The following is a 23,455-nucleotide window of genomic DNA, read 5'->3' on the forward strand; positions in this document are numbered from 1 at the left end:
GTTCTCCTTGTGTTCAACCTGAAATGATTCTGCCCTTCATCACACAACATCTCGATTCATTGCAGTTGTGGCAGTTCTGGCACAAACACCACTCAAAACCCGGCTTGCCAGAGAAAGGTCTCAGCAAAACCTTGCTCATCGTTTGTTTTTTTACTTATAACTATTCACCACTGTTCACCTTAAATAAAAATATAAGCAATACAGTAAGATAAAGGGTGAACAGTTGACGACATGACTGTTCACCGTCTGTTCACCACTGTTCACCCTTCTGTTTTGATCTGTCTATACCACTTAGACTTTATTTCGATTAAAAATGAAAAACGTATAACTAAAAGCAATAGAAATTGCTGCATTGTAATGCAGTGATTTGCATATGTTTGCCAGCGTTTTCCTTTGTTTGCCATAGCGAAAAGTCAATGTTTGTTTCCCCAAAAATCTCACATGACCTGAGGAAAAATATAGACATAATAAGGAGCTACCCGAAGCCGGACGGACATGACCGGCACTGTATGGACATTATGAGGTAGCCCGATGCACACCGCTTTTTCTTCCCCGTCTTCTGCCCCTGCCGCGCCGCTGATGCCGGTTTCTGATACCGTTCACGAGCGCTTTATCCGTCTCCCCGAAGTGATGCACCTGTGCGGCCTGTCCCGGTCAACCATTTACGACCTCATCAGCCGGGAGGCTTTCCCGAAACAAATCTCCCTCGGCGGTAAAAACGTGGCGTGGGCGCAGTCTGAAATCACTGCATGGATGGCGGATCGCATTGCCGAACGTAACCGGGGCTATGACGCATGATGATGACCGTTCAGCAAACAGCCCCTTTTTCTGGCTTGCTTCTTTTCGCCGTTTCCAGGTATAGTTTTATCGCTGTCGCAAAATCGGCAGCCGGGCGTAGGAACCCGAGTTACTTATTGGCGACACCAGACGCGCCATGCGTCTTTTTTTACGTCGTTGCTCAGGCACACCCATTTTCCGGGCTGTGGTGCTTATACCTTAGCCCCTGTCAGATAATGGTGGTCCGGGCGGGGCAGCCTTCGGGCTGGCCGGTTTCCAATAAGGCCGGTATTCCTACCCCCGTTCGGGTCACCACCCATGAGCGTAGGAACTCCGGTGGTGGCAATTACCGCTACTTATTGGAGGTTGCCCCTATGGCTACGACCCTCACCCCGTCACACCCGCAATTCGTCTTTGTGTTTGCCGCCGTTCCTCGCGCAGACCGTAAACCCCGTATCTGTATGCTCCGCACCGTTGCCGGTGATGAACACGCCGCACGTCGTTCCCTCGTTCGCGATTACGTCCTCTCGTTTGCTGGCCGTCTGCCGGTTGCGGAGGTGCGCGCATGAGACACTCCACCATTACCGCCCGTGACCTCGAATGCCTTGAACATATGCGCAACGTCGGCCAGCTCGTCAATGAGCTGATGCAGGTGCAGGACTGCACAACCGTGCGCCGTGACCCGGCGCAGCAGTTACAGCTCACCTCTGTGATTTACCTTATGACCGCCCAGCTCGACGGTGTGGTTGAGCGCTGCAATCAGCACTGGCTGACCGGGGAGGGCAACGTATGAAAAAGCCATTACCGCCCGTATTACGCGCCGCGCTGTATCGTCGCGCCGTGGCCTGTGCATGGCTGACGGTATGCGAACGCCAGCGCCGCTACCCAAACCTCACCCTCGACACACTGGAAAGCGCCATTGCCGCCGAGCTGGAGGGATTCTACCTGCGCCAGCATGGCGAGGAAAAAGGCCGTCAGATTGCCTGTGCACTGCTGGAAGATTTAATGGAAGCCGGACCACTCATGGCCGCGCCGTCGCTGTCATTTCTCGGGCTCGCCGTAATGGATGAACTCTGCGCCCGTCATATCACCGCACCGGTACTGCACTGAGGGAGAAAATAACAATGAAAATGAATGTAACGGAAACCGTAAAACAGGCGTGCGGCCACTGGCCGAATATTCTCCCGGCGCTGGGTGTGAAGGTCATTAAAAACCGCCATCAGTCCTGTCCGGTGTGCGGCGGCTCTGACCGTTTCCGCTTTGACGATAAAGAGGGGCGAGGCACATGGTTCTGCAACCAGTGCGGCGCAGGTGACGGGCTTAAGCTGGTTGAGAAAGTATTTGGCGTGTCGGCCTCCGAGGCCGCCGGAAAGGTGAATGCTGTCACCGGCAACCTGCCGCCGGTTGCCCCGGAGGTGATTGCGGCCGCAGAGACAGAAACCGATGCCGACCGCAAAGCGGCGGCCGGGCTAGCCGCGAAACTGATGGAGAAAACCCGACCGGCCACCGGCAACGCTTACCTCACCCGCAAGGGCTTCCACGCTCTGGAATGTCTGACGCTCACCGTCATGCATAAAACCGGCGGCGTGACGTTCCGCGCCGGTGATGTGGTGGTCCCGCTGTATGACGATACCGGCGCACTGGCTAACCTCCAGTTTATCAATGCTGACGGTCTCAAACGCACCCTGAAAGGCGGGCAGGTCAAAGGAGCCTGCCATATCATCGAAGGGAAAAAACAGGCCGGAAAACGCCTGTGGATTGCGGAGGGGTATGCGACCGCGCTCACCGTGCATCACCTGACCGGGGAAACCGTCATGGTGGCGCTGTCCTCCGTGAACCTCCTTTCTCTGGTGAGCCTTGCCCGTCAGAAATCCCCGGCCTGTCAGATTGTCCTCGCCGCCGACCGTGACCTTAACGGCGATGGCCAGAGCAAAGCCGCTGCGGCCGCAGACACCTGTAAGGGCATTGTTGCCCTGCCGCCGGTGTTCGGTGACTGGAATGATGCGTTTATGCAGAATGGCGGGGAGGCCACGCGGAAAGCCATTTATGACGCCGTCCGCCCACCGGCACAAAGTCCGTTCGATACCATGAGCGAGGCGGAATTTACCGCCATGGGTGCCAGCGACAAGGCTCTGCGGGTGCATGAGCATTACGGAGAAGCGCTGGCCGTCGATGCGAACGGCCAGCTCCTGTCCCGCTATGAAAACGGCATCTGGAAAAATATCCCGGCCGCCACTTTTTCACGGAGTGTGGCTGATTTATTCCAGCGCGTACGCGCACCGTTCTCGTCGGGGAGAATCACCTCGGTGGTGGAGACGCTTAAGCTGATTATTCCTCAGCAGGAGGCACCGGCACGCCGTCTGATTGGTTTTCGCAACGGGGTACTCGATACCCAGAGCGGCCTGTTCAGCCCGCACCACAAATCGCACTGGCTGCGCACGCTGTGCGACGTGGATTTTACCCCGCCGGTGGAAGGCGAAATGCTGGAGACTCACGCGCCGAACTTCTGGCGCTGGCTCGACCGGGCGGCCGGTAAAAATCCACAAAAGCGCGACGTGATTCTGGCCGCACTGTTTATGGTGCTGGCGAACCGCTACGACTGGCAGCTCTTTCTCGAAGTCACCGGTCCCGGCGGGAGCGGCAAAAGTATTCTGGCCGAAATTGCGACCCTGCTCGCCGGAGAGGATAACGCCACGTCGGCCGACATCGACACGCTGGAAGACCCGCGCAAGCGTGCATCCCTGATTGGCTTCTCGCTTATCCGTCTGCCCGACCAGGAAAAATGGAGCGGTGATGGCGCAGGACTCAAGGCCATCACCGGCGGCGATGCGGTCTCGGTTGACCCGAAATACCAGAACCCGTACTCAACACATATTCCGGCGGTGATTCTGGCCGTGAACAATAACCCGATGCGCTTTACCGACCGCAGCGGCGGCGTCTCACGTCGCCGGGTGATTATTCACTTCCCGGAGCAGATTGCGCCGGAAGAACGCGACCCGCAGCTTAAGGATAAAATAGCCCGTGAGCTGGCCGTTATCGTACGCCAGCTTATGCAGCGGTTCAGCGACCCGATGACCGCCCGTGCACTGCTCCAGTCACAGCAGAACTCCGACGAGGCTCTCAACATCAAGCGCGATGCTGACCCGACGTTTGATTTTTGCGGCTATCTGGAAATGCTCCCGCAGACCAACGGGATGTTTATGGGGAATGCCAGCATCATCCCGCGTAATTATCGTAAATATCTCTATCACGCGTATCTGGCCTATATGGAGGCTAACGGATACAGGAACGTGCTCAGCCTGAAAATGTTCGGGCTGGGGCTGCCCATGATGCTGAAAGAGTACGGCCTGAATTATGAAAAGCGGCACACAAAGCAGGGGATACAGACCAATCTGTCGCTGAAAGAGGAAAGCTACGGTGACTGGCTGCCGAAGTGCGACGAACCCATAGCAACATAACCTCACTCAGACCGGCAACAGCCGGTCTTTTCCTTTCTGGCCATTGCCACAAGGTGAACAGTCCACTGTTCACCCTTCACCGTATATTCACCCTGTATCACCATGAAATCATTGCTAAAAAACCAGAGGTGAACAGTGTGAACAATAAAACCTGAAAAAACTTTTTTTCACCCTGCGCATCGCCTGAGCGGACGGATCCAGAACGAGCAAAAATCACAAAGGTGAAGAGTCGACTGTTCACTCTTCACCAACTCATCACCACCTAACAAATTGATATTAAATGAAAAATAATCGAGGTGAACAGTGTGAACAGTTAAATGCAAAAAAACTTTTTGTAGGTATAGTCGAAACTAGTGCTTGAATGGAAAGTACTGCGTGCCCATAGTAACTAAAATGTTAATCCTTGATAGAAATCTCAACAATCGATTCATCCTTATGTTAAACAAGCATATATTTTAAGTATTATCATGCAACATATAAGGAATCATTCAGATGGATGATGATAATTTCGATATTATTGAATTTAGAAATGAAATAGATAGTTTAAATCCTTCTAATAAAAAAAGATTAGCAGAACAGTTCGCTCTTGCAGCATTAGGGAGCATACCTTGGATTGGAGGTTTTTTAGGTGCTATTGCAAATTTTAAAAGCGAAGAAGGCAATATAAAATTAAACTCATTACAAACAAAGTGGCTTGAAGAACATCATAAAAAACTAGAAAATTTAAATTCCACTTTAAATGTTATAGCAAAGAGATTTGAACAACTAGGCGAGGATATCAATGAAAGACTTGAGTCTGAGGAGTATCTTGATTTAGTCCGCAAAAGTTTTCGTGTATGGAATGATGCTGATACACAAGAAAAAAGACAGCTAGTCTCTAATATGATAACTAATGCTGTCAGTTCTAAAATATGTTCTGATGATATTATTCGTTTATTTATAGATTGGCTTAATATTTATCACGAAGTACATTTTCAAGTCATCAGAATTATTTATCAAAATCCAGGAGTAACCCGTTATGAAATATGGATGGAATTGCATGAAATAATTCCGCGCGAAGATTCGGCTGAGGCTGATCTCTACAAAATGTTAATTAGAGATCTGTCAACAGGTGGAGTGATTAGGCAAGCACGTAATACCACAGAAGATGGTCAGTTCTTAAAACAAAGACATGCCCCGCAAGCCAAGCGAGGCACATCAACGCTTGAGTCTGCTTTCGAGAACACAAAATCTTATGTACTGACCGAACTAGGAAAGCAATTTGTGCACTATACAATGAATGAAGTAGTGACCAAGCTGGATTGAGCCGGAGTTAAATTGCTATACACTGTGCCACAGCACATGTGTATAGCAATGCGTATAACCACATCATAATCCAGTAAAAAAAACAATATAAAACATTAAGTTATAACTCAACATTGACTCCTGTGATCTTCCGCCAAAAGTTCGTCCGCAACTATCCGAGAAAGTCTAAAAAATCTCTATTTTCCTTCGCATTATTATTCATTGAACCGTAGCAGTCCGACGAGCTATCTTTGAATCTATATTAAATAATAGTCGATCCTTTTACATCTACTGTTATTTCATAATTTAACAAGAAAGACAGATTAGGAATTTATTCTTACCAAACGAAGATATTTATGGTTATTATCGGGTAAGGATATGGTGATGGAATTATATTATGGAAGAAAGTGGAATGACCGTCGTTATGTCACCGGTACAACTGGCGGCGGTGCTTTCAGATAAGAGCGTGACAGAAGCGGAAACGCTAAGTAACCGATTACTGGGGGGGCTTGGCGTTTTACCTGGAGCAGTAGAAACGGATAATGAGTTACTTGCCCGATTCGGGCAGAATAAGCGACTCATAATGTCTTCAACATTTAAAAATTTAAACGTTGCAGAAAGCGTTATATCAAGAGCAATATATTATAATCGAGCAAATATAAAATCATTACTTGGCGGCGGAAACAGAGGGGGGCGCCTCACTATCGTTTACCCGGCAGGTCAGGAGATTGGATATGGGTTTTCACGAGGTAGTACACAGCGTATCAGCATGCGAAGTGTGAGGATTGTTATTGAGCTGAAAGAATATAATGGTAAGCCTTACTATATCCTTACTGCATTCCCGACCCCGTAGGTGAATTATGCAAAATTTCTATCATCTTGATCAGTTGATTCATGGTTACTTCAATCAGGATTATGACCTCATTAATGATGGTGAGGATACAATTGAGGGAATAATTGGGCTATTTAAAAAGACGGCACCTGGTTGGTTGTTAAAAGAGCTAGCCGAAGAGATTGATAATTTTATTGAGTGTTACGGAGACAAGCTGGATGATGAGTTCAAAAGCCGATATGGATTTGATTTTTCGCCTGAGCTGTGGGAGACGACCTCTTACGACTTCCTGATGACGGTGCGCAGACTTGCCCTTGCTTAGCAACCGCGACTCATTGTCGAAGTGCGATGAACCCGTAGTGAATTATCCCTTTGGCTCCAGGCCTTTTCGTCGTAAAGCCTCCCTCGCCAGTTCCTTCAACCAACTGGCGAGACTCACCCCTTCCTCAGCCGCCACGGCATCCAACTGCTCCTTCAATGCCGGATCAATACGCATCTTAAATTGCGGGGACTGCCCACCGCCTTTTGGTTTTTTTTCGCGCGATATGATTGACATGAGGCCACCTATCCATCTACTCTGAGCCATATAGGAGGCCACCTAAACCTCCTCTACTAGCAACGCTCCGATGTGCGGGAACACAACAGGAGCGTCTAACCTCACCAACTATCAAGGAGTTGATTATGGCTGATTCGCATTCTACCCCAGACACCGACCAATCCGGAACCGAGCGTTCGTTAATTGTGGGATACCGGCCGAATGTTTTCGACAAATCCACGCCGAAAATCATCCTTTCCGGCAAGTGGCTGCGCGCGGCGGGTTTTGATACTGGGCAGCAAGTCACGATAAAAGTCATGAAAGGATGCATCGTTCTGGTGGCGTATAACGAGCAAGAGCAGAGGTTGCAGGATGATTATAAACGGACGAAAGCAAAGCTTATTGAGATAGAGAACGCGCTTACAGCCATCCAAACTCCGCGTGCTGGAAAGCGCCTCGCAAAAACAAATACAAACCACCTGGCTTAGCGGCTGTTTCTGGCATACTACGAACTTACCGACATCAACCTTATAGGGTGGGGGGCAGCATGACATATGAAGAATTAATCAATTCACCAGCCGGTGAGTTCGTCATGTTTGCCAGCAAGGATGGAAAAGTTCGCATTGAATGCCGCTTCGAAAGCGATACTTTGTGGCTCTCACAGGCTACGATCTGTGAGTTATACGGCAAAGCCAAAGCAACGATCAGTGGGCATATCAAGAATATTTTTGATGAGGGTGAGCTGGTCGAAAATTCAGTTGTTCGGTTTTACCGAACAACTGCCAACGATGGTAAAGTATATAACGTTCAATATTTTAGCCTGCCCGTCATTCTCGCCATCGGCTATCGCGTCCGCTCCACGCGAGGGACACAGTTCCGCCAGTGGGCCACCCAAACGCTGCAGGAATATCTGGTAAAAGGCTTCGTTATGGACGACGAGCGCCTGAAAAACCCGCCTGTGGGATCATCCGCCGTACCTGACTATTTCGATGAAATGCTGGAACGCATTCGCGATATACGGGCCAGCGAACGCCGGGTTTATCTCCGTGTGAGGGAGATTTTTGCATTAGCCGCTGACTATCAGCCGTCACTCAAAGAAACCACGCAATTCTTCCAGACCATCCAGAATAAACTGCATTTTGCCTGCACCGGCCTTACCGCCGCTGAGTTGATTCACCAGCGTGCGGACGCCACGCAACCGTATATGGGGCTGACCAGCTATAAAGGCGAAGAAGTCCGTAAATGCGATGTCACCACAGCAAAAAATTATCTGTCTCAGGATGAAGTCAGCGAACTAAATCGTGTCGTTAATATGTGGCTCGACTTTGCTGAAGATCAGGCCAAACGCCGCAAGCAGGTATTTTTACGAGACTGGCAAACCAAACTCGATCAGTTCCTGCAATTTAACGACCGGGACGTTTTAGAAGGCGCAGGCAAAATCAGCAAAAAAGCGGCGGATGAAAAGGCGTGTTCAGAATACATTGAGTATGAAAAGAAGCAGCGCCTGCTGAAAGAAGCCGAGGGAGAGAAAGATATTGTCGGCTTATTAAAATGGGATAAGCAGGCTAAGCGCTAATCCCTATTCAACCGCATATGCAACAGCGGAAACGGATTCCCCTGCCCATCAACCTCTGAGCGGCCGACCTGCACAAACCCCATATGGCGATAAAACGCGACGCCCTGCGGGTTTTGCTCATTTACATCCACTTCGTTTACGCCAAACTCTGCGATGGCATAGTGCAGCAGTAATTTCCCCACGCCCTTTCCCCGGCTCGCATCATCAACAAACAGCATTTCAATGCGGTTTTCATCCACGCCTAAAAAGCCGTGGATAACACCTGCATCATCGCGGGCCATCACGACGGTGAGGTTTGACAGATACGCGTTGAGCAATAGCGGGCGCAGAGCCGCGATATCGCTTTCCTGTAAAAAGTGATGGGTAGCGCGAACGGAAGATTCCCAGATTGCGACCAGGCGTTCGAAGTGTGAGGGATGTGCGGTTTCTATTTTCATGAGGGGATCATGTTTGGAAAACCGAACTAATGCAAGTCACGCTGTGCGTGCTGCTCCCCCTCACCCTCAACCCACAGGGAGAGAGAACCGATCGCGCTAAACCTTCACCTCCATCACCGCGTACACCCCATCCTTTGGCACCACCACGGTGACATTCTCCACCGGCACGCCCGCCGCGAGGTGGATATCCTGCAACTGCTGCAACGACCTGGGATGGATGTCCTCCCAGCCAATACCGCGCAGCACAAAGTCGATCTGCGGGCTGCTGGTCAGCATATTCGACACAATCACCGCCCCGCCGGGCTTCACCAGCCGCAGCGCGCGCTGCAGGAAAGTCACCGCATCGGTATCGTTGAAGTACTCAAATATACCCAGCGCGTCGACCAGTTCGGCCTGATGCTCGCCCAGCTCCAGCAGTAAATCGTCGTTACGCACCAGCGTATGCAGCAGGTTGCGCCTGAGCAGCGTCAGCTGTTCGCCCACAACCAGCCCCTCCTGCGCGGCCATGGTCTCGGCCCAGCTCAGCGCGACGGGGTCTTTATCTACCAGCGTCAGGTACACCTCCTGACCGTCGAGCTTTGCGTTGCGCAGCGCCTCAAGCACGGGAATGGCCGCCCCGCTGGCCAGGCTCACCCAGTTGTTCTCGCTCTCGTTATGGATGTACTTCTCTACCAGCGCAGCCAGCACTTTTGCGCGGGAGCGCACGCCGATGGCGTCGTTAGCGTGAATAAACCACTGGCGGCTGTCGCTGTCCATTTTCGTGCCTTCGGGGAGGCGCTCCTCCAGCGGATTTTGCACCACAAACAGCGCCAGCGCGGTGGGAACCAGCCGGGCGCGCCACGCGAGAAGCGCAGGCCGGTTGCGAAAAGCCTGTTCGGAGTAACGGTTCTGCGGGACAAGCACCGCCTGCCCGCCCTCTTCGTATTCAATCAGCGGAGGGCGAAGCGCCGGGTCGGCTTTCAGCGCCTGGTTAAGCGCGTTGATCTCCCGGGCAGTCTCGTCTTTCATCGGCCACTGGTCGCTGACATCAGGAAATGAGGCGCTGAAAATGGTCATATTTCCCGGTGCGCTGCCGCGAAAAGGCTGCCAGTTCATGTCATCGTCCCCCCGTTGGGCTTTTAACGGAAGTGTATCCAGGCAAACCAGTAATACCCTACGAAGAAAGCACGAAATCGGGGCATTAGCTCTGCGACGTGCGCCACACCCCTGGCGTACAGCCGTACTCAAGCTGGAAATGACGAATAAAATGGGCGCAGTCGCTAAAGCCCATCCGCCGCGCAATGTCCGTGACGCTTTGCTGCGAGTTCTTCAACAGCCAGCAGGCATAGCGCAGTCTGGCGCTGCGGATAAATTCACGTGCCGTTTTACCAAACTCGGCGTGAAACAGGCGATTAAGCTGACGCTCGCTCAGCTTGACGTCCTGGGCCAGCCCGGCGGCACTAAGCGGGCGTGTCAGGTACTGTTCGATGATCATGACCGCTCTGCGCAGCCGCGAGTCCGGGATCAGCGCAATATTGGCAGGCCGCGGGGTAGTAACAGCGTGCGGTGAGAGCGATAAACGCCGTGACGTGGTGGCGGCAATATCGTCGCCCGCATGGGCGCGAATCAGCGCCGTGGTTAGCGTCAGCGTCGAGATCCCGCCCGGGCAGGTCAGCACATCGCCTTCATCGATAAAATCCAGCCCCTGCTCGGCATAAACCTGCGGAAACCGTTGCGTGAAGACGTCATGATGATAAGGATGGATCGAGGCGCGCCGTTCATTGAGGATCTCCTCTTCCGCCAGGATAAAGCTCCCGGTGCCAATACCGATCAGCGGAATGGCGTTGTGATGCGCCTCTGCAAGAAATGCCCGGTCGTCCTGGAGCCCCTTATCCAGATCCTCCAGGCTTCCGCCAATCACGGCAATATAGTCGTATTCCCCCGGAGTAAGATGCGCGGCTTCAGGCTGCACGCTAATACCGGCGCTGCTGGTGATGGGCAATTCCGCCCGGGTGCTTATCAGACTGAGTTTGAACGTGATTTTCTGTCTGGATTTTTGTACACAGGACGCCGTACGTAACGCCTCCATTAACCCCGATAGGGCTAATAATGAAAAATGGGGCCACAGAAATAAACCGATATGCAGGGGTTTATTTCGTGCAGAACCACGCCTGCATGAGTCATCAATTAAAGTTTTCATTACCTTGCCAAAAAATATTAATTACATTATCGCAACATATTGTGTTGCTCTTATATTACTCTAAGATATTTCTTAGCGGTTCAATAAAGTATAAATGATGACCACAAAACAGCAACGCTTTTCCCGTTCAGCCCTCCGTTTTTGAGGGGTGGCACACATAGGTCGGTAACGTCCCCAGAATGAATAAATAATTATCATTCTGCTGTTTCTTAATTCGCACATAAATACTCTCGTTGGGGTAGATGAAAAATAACGGTTCGTACTTCTCCAGCCAGCTGTCGCTCACGTCATCATCGGGGAATTTGATATTGCGGACAGATCGCATGTAATAGACATTATCTTTGCGCTCTACCTGAAAGAATATTTTACGATTAAAGGTCTTACCCGGATCGCTCTTCACCCGACCGTTCATGCTGAGCGTGCCGTTGTTACCGTCCACCGTATAATTTAGCCACAGGGTCAGTGTCTCTTCAGGATGGTGCTGAATAAAGTTCACCTGACAGGCAAAAGGGTGAATGTAATAACGCTGCCACAGATAATAACCAGCGGCTAACGCCCCCACCAGCAGGCACAAACAGAGCGTTAACAGCGTTTGACGGTAACGAGCCATATTAATGATCCTGAATAAAGTAATCTGACATACAACGGTTTGGTTCCGTCATTGCCCGGTCGCAGCGGATCACCGAAGCACGCGGCAACAGGCTATATCCACCGATATAGATCCAGGGATAACTGCTGCATTCATCTTTAAATGGCGCAGCATAGGCCAGCGCTTTTTCCCTGTCCTGCGGCGTCTCGATATCGCGGGCAAAATAGAGCCGACACTCTCCCATCATTGTCGTGAAGCGGTAACCGTCCACAAAATAGTTGTCATGCGGCCGGCTATAGCTGATGACGCTCACGCTAACGATTAACAACAGCGCCAGCAGTGCGCCCACCAGCCAGAAGCGACGTTTCGCAACCGGAGCAACGGGAGTCACAGGAGCCACGGACTGCGGTACGCCAGCCTCTTCCTGAACGGTCTGGACCGGCGCTTCTGGCTCTGCCAAGGGCAACTGCGCCTCTTTAATCGTAATTTGCGTATCGCTTGCCAGCGTCAGGCCAATACGGGGGATCGTGACGATTGGATCGGTTTCAAACCCGGCTTTTTTCAGCCCCTTACGCAGAATAGAAATATTCTGGTAATAGGTATTCGGCGACACCATCATTCCCCGACGCTGCCAGACAATGTCCATACACTCCTGTTGAGTGACAATACTCCCGGCTCTTTCAATCAATAACAGCAAACAACGTCCGGCAGGCGAGTTTAATACCACCACCTGTTCAGGATTATTGAGGTCGCGTAATGTGCTGGCCGCAGGATGAAACTCGACGATGCCATTAATGATATAATACTTATGCATAAGACTCGTTAAATACCTCCTGTAAACGCCGGTTTAAGGATTAATGTGACCGATAAACCCGCGTCTGTATATCCTGGCGCCTGGCGAAAAATCTTATTTTTATTTTTTCTTAACCGCTTATCTGAAGTTCTCTTAACCGCCTTTTTGGCCATATGAGACCTGGCAAAGCACCTGAAAATGCCTCATGCTACCTTTTCCCACGCGGACTTGACACTGACAAAACTCGACAAAACGGCGAATTGAACGCTTCGGCCATCCGTGTCTGAATTATTCAGAGACCTTTATTCACTTTTTCCGAGGAAACCAGATAAGACGCGGCCTGTCGGCAATTTCAGTCATCCCAAACTCGTCGAAAAGCCCTGGCATAATTAACAGTTTCACCCTGAAATTGTTAGCAGAAGTAAGTAACAGGGCCGAATACCTGACACCACCAGACAATTTCCTTACAAAACATTTAGTAAAGCCAACTTTTCATTAAAAAGTGTCGGTATGATTAATTACAGGCAAATATGAGGCAGCCGGTACGGCAGGGAGATAATGAAGAAATCCGTTTAGCTCAACTTAATACAAATTAAGATTAATTCAGATTACCTGTTTCGCACTATCCGTATAGTGACTCCATACCGTGCAATGCTTAATTGCTTCGAAAATACAGGCATCGTTCTGCCAGACGGGCGAGCCTCATTACAATTATAAATCGAGGGAATAACATGGCGAATAAAACCGGAAATAAACGTCATTTAACAACCGCACTGTTGGGAGGCGATCACTTTTCACGTCAGGGGATCGCCGCGGTATTAAAAAACATGGTTCCTGAAATGCAGGTAATAGCATCAAGCGATGATTATTCATTAATGGAAACCGTGTTTTTAACCACCCCCGTTGATGTCATTTTTTTATCCGGCACGGAAAAGTATCACGCGGGATTTGATTGCCTGAAATATATAAAAAACATCAAATCCCGCCAGCCTGACGTCCTTATTTGTATGTATTCCACGCCAGCCAATTCCTGGCTGTGGATACGCGGCGATATAGATGCCTATATCTCGCTGCAGGAGCCACTTTATCACTGGCGAGCCAGCTTATTAAAAATGGTCGATAGCCGATATCGCCCAAAAAAGAAACCCACGGCGTTATCGCTGACGCCGGGCGAATGGCGAGTATTGAAGGATCTGCGAAAAGGTCTGGATATGCGTTATATCGCCGAAACAGAGCAGCTTTCTTACCGCCGCGTCAGCGCGTTAAAAAGCTCAGCGATAAGAAAACTTGGGCTCAGAAATAAGACAGATTTGCTGGTCTTTTTAACCAGTTAGATCTGTCGACCAAGAGCACAACCCGACATAACGACAACATGGAATCAGGACAATGAAAGCTCAATTTAAAACGAAAACACTGCTTGCCGTCGCCGTTGCGGCAGTACTGCCAGCAGGGTCGGCGTTCGCTGCAACCACCAGCGGCGGTACGGTGAACTTCAGCGGCAAGGTGGTGACCTCAGCCTGCGCCATTAGTGCTGGCAGCGCCAACATTGATGTCGACATGGGCGAAGTGCGTACCGCCACGCTGGCCGCGGCAGGCAGTGAAGCCAGCACCGCGAAAGCCTTCTCCATCACCCTGGAAGATTGCGAAATCGCCGATACCTCCGCCTCAACGGAAGACAACCCGATTGCCGCCACCACCGTGGCCGTGACCTTTACCGGTACGCCGGATGCGGCCGATGCCAACAGCCTGGCCGTTGGCGCAAACGGCGGCGCTAACTCGGCGCAGCACGTTGCGATTCGCCTGTACGACGAGCAGGGCAAAGTGGTGAAGCTGGGTGAACCTGCCGCCGCCATTCCTTTGCGTGCGGGGGCCAACACCCTGAACTTCAGCGCGAAATATTACTCACCGCAGGGCAACGCCACGGCGGGTGATGCCAGCGCGGTTGCAACCTACACCGTTACCTACTCGTAATTTTCAGGCCCGGTTCGCTGGCCGGGCCTGACTCAGCTTTAAGGAGACGCACCATGCGCGCAAAAGCAGGGATCTGTCTGGCTATTTCATTATGTTCATCCGCCGCATATGCAGGCGGCGTAGGGCTGGGCGCCACGCGAATGGTCTACTCCAGCACTACTAACCAGTCCATGCTGCAGGTCAGGAACACGCATCCCGACGCCACGTTCCTGATCCAGTCATGGATGGAAAACGAAAAAGGGCAAAAAACCAACGACTTCGTTATTACGCCGCCGCTGTTCGTCATGAAACCGGCCAGCGAAAGCGCGGTGAAAATCATGTTTAACGGTAAAGCCCTGCCAGAGGATCGCGAAACGCTCTACTGGATGACGGTGAAAGCCATTCCACAGCAGACCAAAAGCGGTTCCGGCAATTCGCTGCAGTTTGCTTCGGCAAACCGCATCAAGGTGTTTTATCGCCCGGAGAGCCTTGGGCAAGGCGCAGGGGACGCCTGGAAAAGCCTGACCGGAGCCTATCGCGGCGGAAAGGTCACGCTCAGCAACCCAACGCCGTACTACCTCACCACCATCAACCTGAAAATCGATGGCATGCCGGTACAGCCGGTGATGGTGCCGCCGAAATCCAGCGTAACGCTGGGCGAAACCTTCAGCCACGCCAGCAGCGTGAGCTACCAGACCATTAACGATTACGGCGCATGGACGCCCGCGACACGCGCGGCATTGTCCCAATAATCCCGACTGTGAGGCGTGACCACGTGAAAAGAAAAATCCTGTGTGCCACGGTGATCTCCCTGGTAATTCGGCAGGCCATGGCGGCTGAAAGCGCGTTGCAATTTAACCCTGCGTTCCTCAACGGTGAGAGCGCCAACAGCGCCGATCTCGCCTGGGTCAACGCCGGGAGCGCATTGCCGCCGGGCGATCACAACCTCAACGTGTATATCAATAACAACTATGCGTTCACCGGCAATGTCACGTTCCGCACCGCTGAAAATACAGGGGAAGCCCTGCCATGCCTCACGCCTGAACAGATCGCGGCGCTGGGCATCGACAGCCAGCAGGCGAAAGGCGGCGCACTGCCGCTCGCGCAGCGCTGCATTTTTCTGACGGAGGCGTTTGCCGATACCCGGTTTGATTTTGACCAGCAGACGCTCTCCCTCAGCTTCACCGTACCGCAGAGCGCGATGCGCAATTTGCCGCGCGGGTATGTCAGCCCGGAAAGCTGGGAAGCGGGCATTCCTGCCGCGTGGCTGAACTATGTGGTAAACGGCTCGAACAATGACTATCAGGGCGAGACGCGCACGCGCGACCAGCAGCTGTTTGCGAGCCTGAACAGCGGCATCAATCTCGGCGCGTGGCGGCTGCGTGATTTCACCACGTGGACCAAAGATACTAACGAACTCACCCACGTGCAGACCTGGCTGCAGCGGGATATTCCCACCCTGAACGCGCAGGTTTACGCCGGGGAAACGTATACCTCCGCCCAGGTGTTCGACGCCGTGGGCCTGCGCGGCATTGCCCTGAAAACCGATGACAATATGCTGCCTGCCAGCCTGAGCGGCTATGCGCCGGAAGTGCGCGGCATCGCCCGCAGCAACGCCACGGTGACGGTTCGCCAGAACGGCAACATCATTTATCAAACCTCAGTGCCGCCGGGGGCGTTTGTGCTGAAAGATCTCTACCCGACCTCTTCCGGGGGCGATCTCGCGGTCACAATCCAGGAGAACGACGGCAGCCAGACGCAGTACACGCTTCCGTATGCCAGCGTGCCAAACCTGGTGCGTAACGGACAGCTGAAATATGCCCTGGGAGCAGGAAAATATCGTCCGATGGGCCATCAGGATGCGCCCTCTTTCGCGCAGGGCGAGCTGTTCTACGGCTGGCGTTATGGCCTGACGTTTTACGGTGGGGCGCAGTTTGCCGATCGCTATAACGGTCTGGCCTTCGGGATTGGGCAGAACCTGGGGCGCTTTGGCGCGTATTCCATCGACCTGACCCACGCCCGCAGCCAGCTGGCGGACGACCAGCACTACACCGGCGATTCCGTGCGCCTGCGTTACAGCAAGCTGCTGAATGATATCGGCACGCGGGTTAATTTTTTCTCGCTGCGCTACTCAACGAAAGGGTTTTATACCCTGAGCGATACCACGTACAAGGGCATGGCGGGCGGATCCCCAAAGCAGATTGTGGAAGACGATGGCACCGTCACCACCCACTACGACACGGTATATAACCTGCGCATGTCGCGTAAGGCCAAAAACCAGCTGCTGCTGTCACAGCCGATGGGGCAATACGGTTCGCTGTCGCTGTCGTGGGATCAGCAAACCTACTGGAACACGTCGAAAACCACGCAAAGTTTGCAGTTCGCGTGGAATGCCACGTTTCGTAACGTGTCGCTTGGCGTCAGCGTTCAGCGCAGCTCTAGCCTGTATGACGACAAAAAAGATAACGTGCTGGCGATGTCACTTTCGGTGCCGCTGGGCAACCCGGCGCTGTCGACCCGCGCCCGCTTTACCACCACCCATGCGGATTCAACCGGCACTACGGCCAGTACCGGCGTGAGCGGTTATCTGCCGGGCCAGGAGAACCTGTTTTACAGCGTCAACCAGCGCTATAGCGCGCAGCAGCACTACGGCGGCGACGCCACGCTGCAATACGAAGGCGCAAAAGGAGACTACAACCTGGGCTACAGCTACACCCGCTCATCCCGCAACCTCAGCTACGGGATGAGCGGCGGGGCGGTGCTGCATGAAGATGGTCTGACGCTGAGCCAGCCGCTCGGCAACACCAACATTCTGGTGAAAGCCCCGGGCGCCAGTGACGTTGCCGTGCTTAACCACAAGGGTATCAAAACCGACAGCCGGGGCTACGCGGTGATCCCCTACGCCACGCCGTACCGCGTGAACCAGGTCGCGCTGGATGTCACAACCGCAGGTAATGACGTGGAGCTGGAGAATGCCATCGTCAACAAAACGCCGACCGACGGTGCGCTGGTTCGCGCCACCCTTGTCACACGCCAGGGGAAAAAAGCGATGTTTGTCGTGCGCCGCGGCAACGACGTGCTGCCCTTCGGCACGCTGGTCTCACTGAACGATGACAAAACCAGCGGCATCGTCGGCGACGGCGGCAGCCTGTATCTGTCGGGGTTAACCGAGCAGGGCACGTTGAGTGCCGTATGGGGGCGCAACAGCGACCAGCGCTGCACCATCAACTACGCGTTGAACAAGCAGAGCTATAACGCCCGCACCGGGCTCTATTCACAGGAGGTGGTATGTCAGTAACGCTTCGGACGTTCAGCATCGCTTTGCTGATCTTCACGTTCCCGGTTCGCGGCTATGACGTGCTGGTTTCCGTCACCGGGAATTTGATCGGCAACACCTGCGTTGTCGCGGCGGACTCTAAAGAGCAGGACGTTCCGCTGGGTACCATCGGGATTAAACAATTCCCCCGTGCAGGCGCGGTCAGCAATATCAAAACGCCCTTCACGATCAGGCTTGAAGCGTGCGGGCCAACCTTTGCCGGGGTCAAAATCCGCTTCAGCGGCACGCCGGATAACGACAACCCGCAGCTGGTGAAAATTGCCGACGGCGGCGCCACCGGCGTGGCGGTGCAGATCCTCGATAAAGACGGCGGGCTGATCCCCCTCGACACGCAAACCACCGCCCGGGGCACGCCGGGCGATGACAGCGTAGAGATGACCTTCTACGCTCGGCTGGCCGCCACGGGCGCGCCGGTGAATGCCGGAGACGTCTCCGCCTTTGCCACCTGGACCACGGAGTATCAATGATGCGTTTATTCTTGTTTATTAGCGGATTACTGCTCTGCGCCAGCGCACAGGCGATGGAATGGAAATCAGATATCACCCTCGCCCCGCAGCCGATGACCTACAGCGGCCCGGCAGATTCGGTGGTGCCGGGGAGCATTATCGGCTCCACCTGGAGCGCCTCCGTCAGCGTACAGGAAGTGTTCTGGTGCGGCTGGGTCTTTACCTGCTCCAAAGGCACGCTGGAGCCGAGCAGCAGCGCTATCTCCAGCGGCACAACGGTCACCGTCGACGGGGTGAACTACACCATTTTTGAAACCGGCGTGCCGGGGGTGGGGTATATCATCGGGCTAAAAGATTTTAACGGCTCGGCCTGGATACCCCTGCAAAGCGGTATTACCCAAAGCTATCCTGCAGAGGGCACCAATGGTTATGCGACTAGTTTAGGCTGGTCTGCCAAGGTAACCTTTATTAAGACCGCGACAGCACTGAAGTCAGGGGTTTACCAGATCCCTACCCTCGACGCTGCGGTGGTGACCGCCTATAACAACGAGGTCAAAACGGCAAAGGTCATCATTAACCCCACCACCATCACCGTGACGGCGAGCGGCTGTACGGTGGGCACCAAAAGCGCGAACGTCGATCTGGGTACGATCGATATCCGCACGCTGGCCACCGTGGGCAGTACATCGCCTTCGGGTGCGTTTAACGTCAGCCTGACCTGTGACGCGAACGTCGCGGTGAGCGCGGTGATGACCGATCAGACCACGCCGTCAAACACCTCGTCGGTGGTGACGCTGACCGGCGACTCCACCGCGTCCGGCGTAGGGGTGCAGTTTTTCTATAACGGCACCGGCCCGCTGATGATGGGGCCGGACAGCTCGGCGGCGGGCACAACTAATCAGTTCTTTATCCAGAGCACCACTGCGGCACAAACCCTGTCGCTGCCGTTCCAGGCGCAATACATCCGAACCGGCGAACTGCTCCCCGGCTCGGCGAACGCGCTGGCAAGCATTACGTTCTCGTACCAGTAGGGGTTAATGTTTTACCCACACCAGCTGATCGACCCGGAAGCCCAGACTGCGCGCGGTGTTCAGGTAATCCTGCTTCACCGCGTCCGGCACGGTTGGCGTGCGCGACAAAATCCACAGGTAGTCGCGGTTCGGGCCGCTGACCAGCGCGTACTGGTACTTATCGTCCAGCTTGATGACGTTATAGCCGCCGTAGAACGGGCCGAAGAACGAAACCTTCAGCGCGGCGGTGGTTGGCGCGCCGGTAAAGTACGCTTTGCCTTCACTCTCGTTCCATTTGTTCTTCACCGGGTCGTAACCCCGGTTAAGCACGCTGATTCCGCCATCGCTCCGTTGGCCGTAGGTGGCCGTCACCTGCTCCAGCCCGCGTTCAAAGCGGTTCTCCAGGCGGGCGACTTCATACCACTTGCCGAGATAGCGGCTGGCATCAAAACCGGAAATAGGCTGCACGCCTTTCGGCGGCGTGGGGGATTTACAGGCTACAAGGGTCAGCGCAATGGCAACCCCGGTGACAACAGGCCATAGCTTCATGAGAATTCCTTTCATTTGCACGGTTGGATGTTAAGTGTAGTGCACCCTTTCGGCGCTTCATCCCGTTCTGAAAAATTCGTAGTATATTGAGAGTATTCCTCCACTCTGGACATGGACATGGCTTACTCCATCGGCGAATTCGCCAGACTTAGCGGCATCACCGCCACCACGCTGCGGGCGTGGCAGCGTCGTTATGGTTTACTCAAGCCACAGCGCACGGAGGGCGGTCACCGCCAGTACAGCGATGAAGACGTTCAGCAGGCGCTGAAAATCCTCGACTGGGTGAAAAAAGGCGTGCCCATTGGCCAGGTAAAACCCCTGCTTGAGCGCCCTGTACCCCGCCGGACCAACAACTGGCAAACGCTACAGCAGAACATGCTGGAACGCCTGCAGGGGGGCAAAATCGAGTCCCTGCGCCAGATGATTTACGACGCGGGCCGCGAATACCCCAGACCTGAGCTGGTGACCAACGTGCTGCGTCCGCTGCGCAGCCAGGTGTCCGCCAACGTCGCCGCCGCCATGACCCTGCGCGCGATCCTCGACGGCATCCTCATCGCCTACACCTCGTTTTGCCTCGAAGGCGATAAAAAAGCGCCGGGCGATAACATTCTGCTCAGCGGCTGGTACCTGAACGACTCGTGTGAAATCTGGCTCGAAGCCTTGTCGCGGACCGGTCAGGGTCACCGCATCGACGTATTACCCACGCCCCCTGCCACGCTGGCACCGGAGATATTTCCCGATCGCAAATGGTTGCTGGTCACCAGCGGTAAACTGACCGCCGCGCGGAAAAAACAGGTGGCGCAGTGGCAGCAGCAGCTTTCCCTTGAGGTCATTATCCTCTAATGATTTTCTCCTGCGGGAATCTTCACGAAAAGTTGAATATTTTTCCGCGCCGCAGATGCTAACGTTTTCCTGTGACTGACAACTTCACAGGAAAACAACATGAAAAAAACTGCCCCTCTGCTGATCCTGGCCTCCATGGCTTTTGCCCCTGCCGCCTTCAGTGCCCCTGCCGGCACGCTGAGCGTACACGTTCTCGACCAGCAAACCGGCATGCCGCCTTCGGATGTCACCGTTACCCTGGAAAAGCAGCAGCAGGACAAATGGATCCCGGTTGCCAGCGGCAAAACCGACCATGACGGACGTATCAAATCGCTCTATCCCCAGGAACAGGACATGCAGCCTGGCGTGTATAAAGTGACCTTCAAAACCGCAGACTATTTCCACGCTAAAAAGCTGGAGACATTCTTCCCGGAAGTACCGGTACTGTTTACCGTCACCCGGACCAACGAGAAACTGCACATTCCACTTCTGCTGAGTCAGTACGGTTATTCAACCTACAAGGGCAGTTAAAACCTGTTGATTTTAAACGGCAATAAAAAATACCTCCGCCAATACTTGGACAAATAAGCAAGATTGTGTAAGTTTTAAGTATTGGCTCTGGAGGAACATACCATGACAACGAAACCTGTGCTGGGTATTAGCGGCTGCTTGACCGGGTCCGCCGTTCGCTTTGACGGCGGGCATAAGCGTATGGGTTTCGTCATGGATGAGCTGGCCCAGTGGGTGAATTTCCGACCCGTTTGCCCCGAAATGGCCATCGGCCTGCCTACACCACGCCCTGCGCTGCGTTTGATCATGACGACCGGCGGCGACACGCAGATGCGTTTTAGCCATCCGCCGCATGATGACGTCACGCAGAAAATGGCCGACTTTACGGCCAGTTATCTGCCAAAGATCGGCGATCTCGCCGGGTTTATCGTCTGTGCAAAATCCCCGAGCTGCGGCATGGAACGCGTGCGCGTGTACGATGAAAACGGCAACCGGGGCCGCAAGGAGGGCGTCGGGCTGTTCACCGCCGCGCTCCTTGAAACCTGGCCGTGGCTGCCCGTAGAAGAGGATGGCCGTCTGCACGACCCGGTGCTGCGGGAAAACTTCGTCGAGCGCGTTTTTGCGCTGCACGAACTGAACACGCTGCGTAAAAACGGCCTGACGCGCCGCGCGCTACTGGATTTTCACAGCCGCTACAAACTGCAGCTGCTGGCACACCATCAGGCGGGTTACCGTGAGATTGGTCCGTTTGTCGCCTCGCTGCATGAATGGGACGATCTGGACGCGTTCTTCGAGGCGTACCGCGAAAAACTGATGACCATCCTGAAAAAGCCCGCCTCGCGGAAAAATCACACCAACGTGCTGATGCATATTCAGGGCTATTTCCGTAACCAGCTTAACAGCCGCCAGCGGGGTGAGCTTCGTGACGTGATCCTGCATTACCGCGAAGGGCTTCTGCCCATTCTTGCGCCGATCACGCTGCTAAAACATTACCTGGCCGAATACCCGGATCAGTATCTGATGACGCAAAACTACTTTGATCCCTATCCTGATGATTTGGGTCTGCGTCTGGCCGTTAAATAATCAATAAGGCGAAGGCCCCCATTGACCCTCAGGGGCCCGAAGCAGTAGCCCGTTTAGACGACATCCTCACTGTCGTCTCTTTTTTGCATTTCGCCTGAAAGACTGTAAATATATACAGGTTATAACGCAAAAAAGGGATCGGCCTGTGATTAACACCCTGCACATTCAAAACTACCGCTCAATTCGCGATATGTCGCTGGAGCTGGAACAGCTCAACATTGTCTTCGGCCCGAATGGCACCGGGAAATCAAATATTTACAAGGCGATCCACCTGATGCACAGCGCCGCGCAGGGGCAGTTTTCTCAGGCTCTGGCGAATGAAGGCGGGATTTTGAAAGTGTTCTGGGCGGGTAAAACCCGCAGCGACCAGCTGCGACGGATGAACCTGGCGGTAGAAACCGAAACCTACGAATACGAGCTGCAGGTAGGCTTTGTTGAGAAGCTGCCCTATCCCTCGCAGTTTCAGCTCGATCCGGTGATCAAGGAAGAGTCGCTCTGGCTGAGCGGCCAGCACCGCCGCCCGTCGGCACAGCTGATGAAGCGCAGAAATCAGGCGGTTTTCCTGAATAACGTCCATCACGAGAAAGTGACCCACAGCGGCACGCTGTACGAGAACGAATCGGTATTCGGACAGCTCGGCGAACCGCACCTTTACCCGGAAGTGTCGCAGATGCGCGAGTCCCTGCGTAACTGGCGATTTTATCATGAGTTTTCCGTTGCAAGCGGCTCCATGATGCGTGCCCCGCAGGTGGGTTTCCGCTCTCCGGTGCTGGCGAGCGACGGCGCCAACCTCGCGGCGGCGTTTCAGACCATTGTCGAGATTGGCGATGAATTGCTGCTGATGCGCATTCTTGATCAGGCTTTCCCCGGCTGCGTGTTTTACAGCGACAACACCGGCGGACGTTTTCGCATGATGATGCAGCGCGAGGGCTTAAGCCGCCCGCTGGAACCGGCGGAGTTTTCTGACGGCACGCTGCGCTTTTTATGCCTGGCGGTGGCACTGTTAAGCCCGCGCCCACCGGCGTTTATCGCCCTCAACGAACCGGAAAACAGCCTGCATCCGCAGATGCTGCCCGCGCTGGCAAGCCTGATTGCCGAGGCCAGCCGCTACTCGCAGATCTGGCTCACCAGCCACTCGCCGGAGCTGGCGACGTTGATTGAGAAGCACCGATCGTTTTCGCTGTATCAGCTGTCAATGACGGAGGGAGAGACGAAGATGGAGAAGCTGGGGTAAGAAGGGGCTTTCATTTTCTTTAACGCAAATAACCACAATATAAGACGGGTCTTT

General features: G+C 53.7%; 26 protein-coding genes and 1 pseudogene. 20 read left to right on the plus strand and 7 right to left on the minus strand.

Translation table 11 applies throughout. From position 1 onward, the window contains the following. Nucleotides 1–531 precede the first annotated feature (531 nt). The 8 genes and pseudogenes from ACOTZF_RS12365 to ACOTZF_RS12400 all read left to right on the plus strand — a co-directional run bounded on the left by ACOTZF_RS12365 (nt 532) and on the right by ACOTZF_RS12400 (nt 6,673). Nucleotides 532–798 carry a helix-turn-helix transcriptional regulator gene (locus tag ACOTZF_RS12365; protein ID WP_000556587.1) on the plus strand — a complete coding sequence of 89 codons (267 nt, stop codon included), beginning with the start codon at nt 532–534 and terminating at the stop codon, nt 796–798. Next, a complete protein-coding gene (locus ACOTZF_RS12370) occupies nt 795–1,346 on the plus strand; it encodes a host cell division inhibitor Icd-like protein (protein WP_129317647.1) in 552 nt (183 codons plus the stop codon). Before ACOTZF_RS12365 ends, ACOTZF_RS12370 begins: the two co-directional genes overlap by 4 nt. Beyond that, nucleotides 1,343–1,570, plus strand: coding sequence for a hypothetical protein (locus ACOTZF_RS12375; protein WP_129317648.1), 228 nt, complete (start codon nt 1,343–1,345; stop codon nt 1,568–1,570). Before ACOTZF_RS12370 ends, ACOTZF_RS12375 begins: the two co-directional genes overlap by 4 nt. Further along, nucleotides 1,567–1,887, plus strand: coding sequence for a DUF5375 domain-containing protein (locus tag ACOTZF_RS12380; protein WP_129317649.1), 321 nt, complete (start codon nt 1,567–1,569; stop codon nt 1,885–1,887). Before ACOTZF_RS12375 ends, ACOTZF_RS12380 begins: the two co-directional genes overlap by 4 nt. Before the next feature lie 14 nt (nt 1,888–1,901). Further along, on the plus strand, nt 1,902–4,235 hold the full coding sequence (locus ACOTZF_RS12385; protein ID WP_129317650.1) for a primase-helicase zinc-binding domain-containing protein: 2,334 nt from the start codon (nt 1,902–1,904) through the stop codon (nt 4,233–4,235). 492 nt (nt 4,236–4,727) lie between these two features. Continuing rightward, nucleotides 4,728–5,540: a hypothetical protein gene (locus tag ACOTZF_RS12390; protein WP_129317651.1), complete on the plus strand. Its 813-nt coding sequence runs from the start codon at nt 4,728–4,730 to the stop codon at nt 5,538–5,540. Between the two features lie 526 nt (nt 5,541–6,066). Next, nucleotides 6,067–6,372, plus strand: a pseudogene (locus ACOTZF_RS12395) (RNase A-like domain-containing protein); the annotation flags it as partial. Between the two features lie 7 nt (nt 6,373–6,379). Continuing rightward, entirely contained in the window at nt 6,380–6,673 is a 294-nt protein-coding gene (locus tag ACOTZF_RS12400; protein WP_020686479.1) for a contact-dependent growth inhibition system immunity protein, read from the plus strand. A gap of 42 nt (nt 6,674–6,715) precedes the next feature. Here the strand turns inward: ACOTZF_RS12400 and ACOTZF_RS12405 are convergent, their stop codons facing one another. Beyond that, a complete protein-coding gene (locus ACOTZF_RS12405) occupies nt 6,716–6,907 on the minus strand; it encodes a toxin-antitoxin system HicB family antitoxin (RefSeq protein ID WP_028028019.1) in 192 nt (63 codons plus the stop codon). Between the two features lie 125 nt (nt 6,908–7,032). Here ACOTZF_RS12405 and ACOTZF_RS12410 point away from each other — a divergent pair, with 125 nt between their 5' ends. After that, nucleotides 7,033–7,374: a SymE family type I addiction module toxin gene (locus tag ACOTZF_RS12410; RefSeq protein ID WP_038982749.1), complete on the plus strand. Its 342-nt coding sequence runs from the start codon at nt 7,033–7,035 to the stop codon at nt 7,372–7,374. 59 nt (nt 7,375–7,433) lie between these two features. Continuing rightward, complete coding sequence (locus ACOTZF_RS12415; RefSeq protein ID WP_154693945.1) at nt 7,434–8,462, plus strand: virulence RhuM family protein; 1,029 nt, start codon at nt 7,434–7,436, stop codon at nt 8,460–8,462. Here ACOTZF_RS12415 and ACOTZF_RS12420 read toward each other — a convergent pair. From ACOTZF_RS12420 to ACOTZF_RS12440, 5 genes are all read right to left on the minus strand, one after another. After that, nucleotides 8,459–8,899: a GNAT family N-acetyltransferase gene (locus ACOTZF_RS12420; protein WP_129317652.1), complete on the minus strand. Its 441-nt coding sequence runs from the start codon at nt 8,897–8,899 to the stop codon at nt 8,459–8,461. The genes ACOTZF_RS12415 and ACOTZF_RS12420 overlap by 4 nt on opposite strands. 96 nt (nt 8,900–8,995) lie before the next feature. After that, nucleotides 8,996–9,994, minus strand: coding sequence for a class I SAM-dependent methyltransferase (locus ACOTZF_RS12425; protein WP_129253081.1), 999 nt, complete (start codon nt 9,992–9,994; stop codon nt 8,996–8,998). 85 nt (nt 9,995–10,079) lie between these two features. Continuing rightward, nucleotides 10,080–10,967 carry a GlxA family transcriptional regulator gene (locus tag ACOTZF_RS12430; RefSeq protein ID WP_129253079.1) on the minus strand — a complete coding sequence of 296 codons (888 nt, stop codon included), beginning with the start codon at nt 10,965–10,967 and terminating at the stop codon, nt 10,080–10,082. A gap of 238 nt (nt 10,968–11,205) precedes the next feature. Beyond that, on the minus strand, nt 11,206–11,688 hold the full coding sequence (locus tag ACOTZF_RS12435; protein ID WP_129317653.1) for a hypothetical protein: 483 nt from the start codon (nt 11,686–11,688) through the stop codon (nt 11,206–11,208). Between the two features lies 1 nt (nt 11,689). Next, the gene (locus ACOTZF_RS12440) at nt 11,690–12,481 is read right to left on the minus strand and encodes a winged helix-turn-helix domain-containing protein (RefSeq protein ID WP_129253077.1); all 792 of its coding nucleotides are present in this window, start codon (nt 12,479–12,481) and stop codon (nt 11,690–11,692) included. Nucleotides 12,482–13,191: 710 nt separating this feature from the next. On the opposite strand from ACOTZF_RS12440, the gene ACOTZF_RS12445 reads away from it, so the two are divergent. The 6 genes from ACOTZF_RS12445 to ACOTZF_RS12470 are packed head-to-tail and all read left to right on the plus strand — an operon-like array spanning nt 13,192 to nt 19,224. Next, the gene (locus ACOTZF_RS12445) at nt 13,192–13,794 is read left to right on the plus strand and encodes a LuxR C-terminal-related transcriptional regulator (RefSeq protein WP_045293145.1); all 603 of its coding nucleotides are present in this window, start codon (nt 13,192–13,194) and stop codon (nt 13,792–13,794) included. A gap of 52 nt (nt 13,795–13,846) precedes the next feature. Next, a complete protein-coding gene (locus tag ACOTZF_RS12450) occupies nt 13,847–14,431 on the plus strand; it encodes a fimbrial protein (protein WP_013094864.1) in 585 nt (194 codons plus the stop codon). A gap of 53 nt (nt 14,432–14,484) precedes the next feature. Continuing rightward, entirely contained in the window at nt 14,485–15,162 is a 678-nt protein-coding gene (locus tag ACOTZF_RS12455) for a fimbrial biogenesis chaperone (protein WP_023621016.1), read from the plus strand. A gap of 23 nt (nt 15,163–15,185) precedes the next feature. Further along, entirely contained in the window at nt 15,186–17,708 is a 2,523-nt protein-coding gene (locus tag ACOTZF_RS12460; protein WP_129253075.1) for a fimbria/pilus outer membrane usher protein, read from the plus strand. Then, complete coding sequence (locus ACOTZF_RS12465) at nt 17,699–18,214, plus strand: fimbrial protein (protein ID WP_023621018.1); 516 nt, start codon at nt 17,699–17,701, stop codon at nt 18,212–18,214. Before ACOTZF_RS12460 ends, ACOTZF_RS12465 begins: the two co-directional genes overlap by 10 nt. Further along, nucleotides 18,214–19,224, plus strand: a complete 1,011-nt coding sequence (locus ACOTZF_RS12470) for a fimbrial protein (RefSeq protein WP_129253109.1) — start codon at nt 18,214–18,216, stop codon at nt 19,222–19,224. Before ACOTZF_RS12465 ends, ACOTZF_RS12470 begins: the two co-directional genes overlap by 1 nt. Before the next feature lie 3 nt (nt 19,225–19,227). Here the strand turns inward: ACOTZF_RS12470 and ACOTZF_RS12475 are convergent, their stop codons facing one another. Then, nucleotides 19,228–19,752: a lipocalin family protein gene (locus tag ACOTZF_RS12475; RefSeq protein ID WP_029881878.1), complete on the minus strand. Its 525-nt coding sequence runs from the start codon at nt 19,750–19,752 to the stop codon at nt 19,228–19,230. Between the two features lie 117 nt (nt 19,753–19,869). On the opposite strand from ACOTZF_RS12475, the gene ACOTZF_RS12480 reads away from it, so the two are divergent. The 4 genes from ACOTZF_RS12480 to ACOTZF_RS12495 all read left to right on the plus strand — a co-directional run bounded on the left by ACOTZF_RS12480 (nt 19,870) and on the right by ACOTZF_RS12495 (nt 23,401). After that, entirely contained in the window at nt 19,870–20,595 is a 726-nt protein-coding gene (locus ACOTZF_RS12480; RefSeq protein ID WP_038982482.1) for a MerR family transcriptional regulator, read from the plus strand. A 99-nt stretch (nt 20,596–20,694) separates the two neighbouring features. Continuing rightward, nucleotides 20,695–21,105, plus strand: a complete 411-nt coding sequence (gene uraH / locus ACOTZF_RS12485) for a hydroxyisourate hydrolase (RefSeq protein ID WP_013094857.1) — start codon at nt 20,695–20,697, stop codon at nt 21,103–21,105. A gap of 102 nt (nt 21,106–21,207) precedes the next feature. Continuing rightward, on the plus strand, nt 21,208–22,167 hold the full coding sequence (locus ACOTZF_RS12490; RefSeq protein WP_029881877.1) for a YbgA family protein: 960 nt from the start codon (nt 21,208–21,210) through the stop codon (nt 22,165–22,167). A 145-nt stretch (nt 22,168–22,312) separates the two neighbouring features. Next, nucleotides 22,313–23,401 (plus strand): AAA family ATPase, encoded by a 1,089-nt coding sequence (locus tag ACOTZF_RS12495; protein WP_013094854.1) that lies wholly within the window; start codon nt 22,313–22,315, stop codon nt 23,399–23,401. Nucleotides 23,402–23,455 lie beyond the last annotated feature (54 nt).

It is taken from the genome of Enterobacter cloacae complex sp. SHL021, from assembly GCF_049237765.1.
In the GTDB taxonomy this organism is placed as follows: domain Bacteria; phylum Pseudomonadota; class Gammaproteobacteria; order Enterobacterales; family Enterobacteriaceae; genus Enterobacter; species Enterobacter cloacae.

Coding starts and splice junctions, on each gene's coding strand:
- ACOTZF_RS12390 (WP_129317651.1), top strand. CDS start 4,728: ATGGATGATGATAATTTCGATATTATTGAATTTAGAAATGAAATAGAT.
- ACOTZF_RS12470 (WP_129253109.1), top strand. CDS start 18,214: ATGCGTTTATTCTTGTTTATTAGCGGATTACTGCTCTGCGCCAGCGCA.
- ACOTZF_RS12480 (WP_038982482.1), top strand. CDS start 19,870: ATGGCTTACTCCATCGGCGAATTCGCCAGACTTAGCGGCATCACCGCC.
- ACOTZF_RS12490 (WP_029881877.1), top strand. CDS start 21,208: ATGACAACGAAACCTGTGCTGGGTATTAGCGGCTGCTTGACCGGGTCC.
- ACOTZF_RS12425 (WP_129253081.1), bottom strand. CDS start 9,994: ATGAACTGGCAGCCTTTTCGCGGCAGCGCACCGGGAAATATGACCATT.
- ACOTZF_RS12435 (WP_129317653.1), bottom strand. CDS start 11,688: ATGGCTCGTTACCGTCAAACGCTGTTAACGCTCTGTTTGTGCCTGCTG.
- ACOTZF_RS12415 (WP_154693945.1), top strand. CDS start 7,434: ATGACATATGAAGAATTAATCAATTCACCAGCCGGTGAGTTCGTCATG.
- ACOTZF_RS12365 (WP_000556587.1), top strand. CDS start 532: ATGCACACCGCTTTTTCTTCCCCGTCTTCTGCCCCTGCCGCGCCGCTG.
- ACOTZF_RS12475 (WP_029881878.1), bottom strand. CDS start 19,752: ATGAAGCTATGGCCTGTTGTCACCGGGGTTGCCATTGCGCTGACCCTT.
- ACOTZF_RS12455 (WP_023621016.1), top strand. CDS start 14,485: ATGCGCGCAAAAGCAGGGATCTGTCTGGCTATTTCATTATGTTCATCC.
- ACOTZF_RS12440 (WP_129253077.1), bottom strand. CDS start 12,481: ATGCATAAGTATTATATCATTAATGGCATCGTCGAGTTTCATCCTGCG.
- ACOTZF_RS12385 (WP_129317650.1), top strand. CDS start 1,902: ATGAAAATGAATGTAACGGAAACCGTAAAACAGGCGTGCGGCCACTGG.
- ACOTZF_RS12465 (WP_023621018.1), top strand. CDS start 17,699: ATGTCAGTAACGCTTCGGACGTTCAGCATCGCTTTGCTGATCTTCACG.
- ACOTZF_RS12370 (WP_129317647.1), top strand. CDS start 795: ATGATGATGACCGTTCAGCAAACAGCCCCTTTTTCTGGCTTGCTTCTT.
- ACOTZF_RS12375 (WP_129317648.1), top strand. CDS start 1,343: ATGAGACACTCCACCATTACCGCCCGTGACCTCGAATGCCTTGAACAT.
- ACOTZF_RS12410 (WP_038982749.1), top strand. CDS start 7,033: ATGGCTGATTCGCATTCTACCCCAGACACCGACCAATCCGGAACCGAG.
- ACOTZF_RS12445 (WP_045293145.1), top strand. CDS start 13,192: ATGGCGAATAAAACCGGAAATAAACGTCATTTAACAACCGCACTGTTG.
- ACOTZF_RS12450 (WP_013094864.1), top strand. CDS start 13,847: ATGAAAGCTCAATTTAAAACGAAAACACTGCTTGCCGTCGCCGTTGCG.
- ACOTZF_RS12430 (WP_129253079.1), bottom strand. CDS start 10,967: ATGGAGGCGTTACGTACGGCGTCCTGTGTACAAAAATCCAGACAGAAA.
- ACOTZF_RS12405 (WP_028028019.1), bottom strand. CDS start 6,907: ATGTCAATCATATCGCGCGAAAAAAAACCAAAAGGCGGTGGGCAGTCC.
- ACOTZF_RS12400 (WP_020686479.1), top strand. CDS start 6,380: ATGCAAAATTTCTATCATCTTGATCAGTTGATTCATGGTTACTTCAAT.
- ACOTZF_RS12420 (WP_129317652.1), bottom strand. CDS start 8,899: ATGAAAATAGAAACCGCACATCCCTCACACTTCGAACGCCTGGTCGCA.
- ACOTZF_RS12380 (WP_129317649.1), top strand. CDS start 1,567: ATGAAAAAGCCATTACCGCCCGTATTACGCGCCGCGCTGTATCGTCGC.
- uraH (WP_013094857.1), top strand. CDS start 20,695: ATGAAAAAAACTGCCCCTCTGCTGATCCTGGCCTCCATGGCTTTTGCC.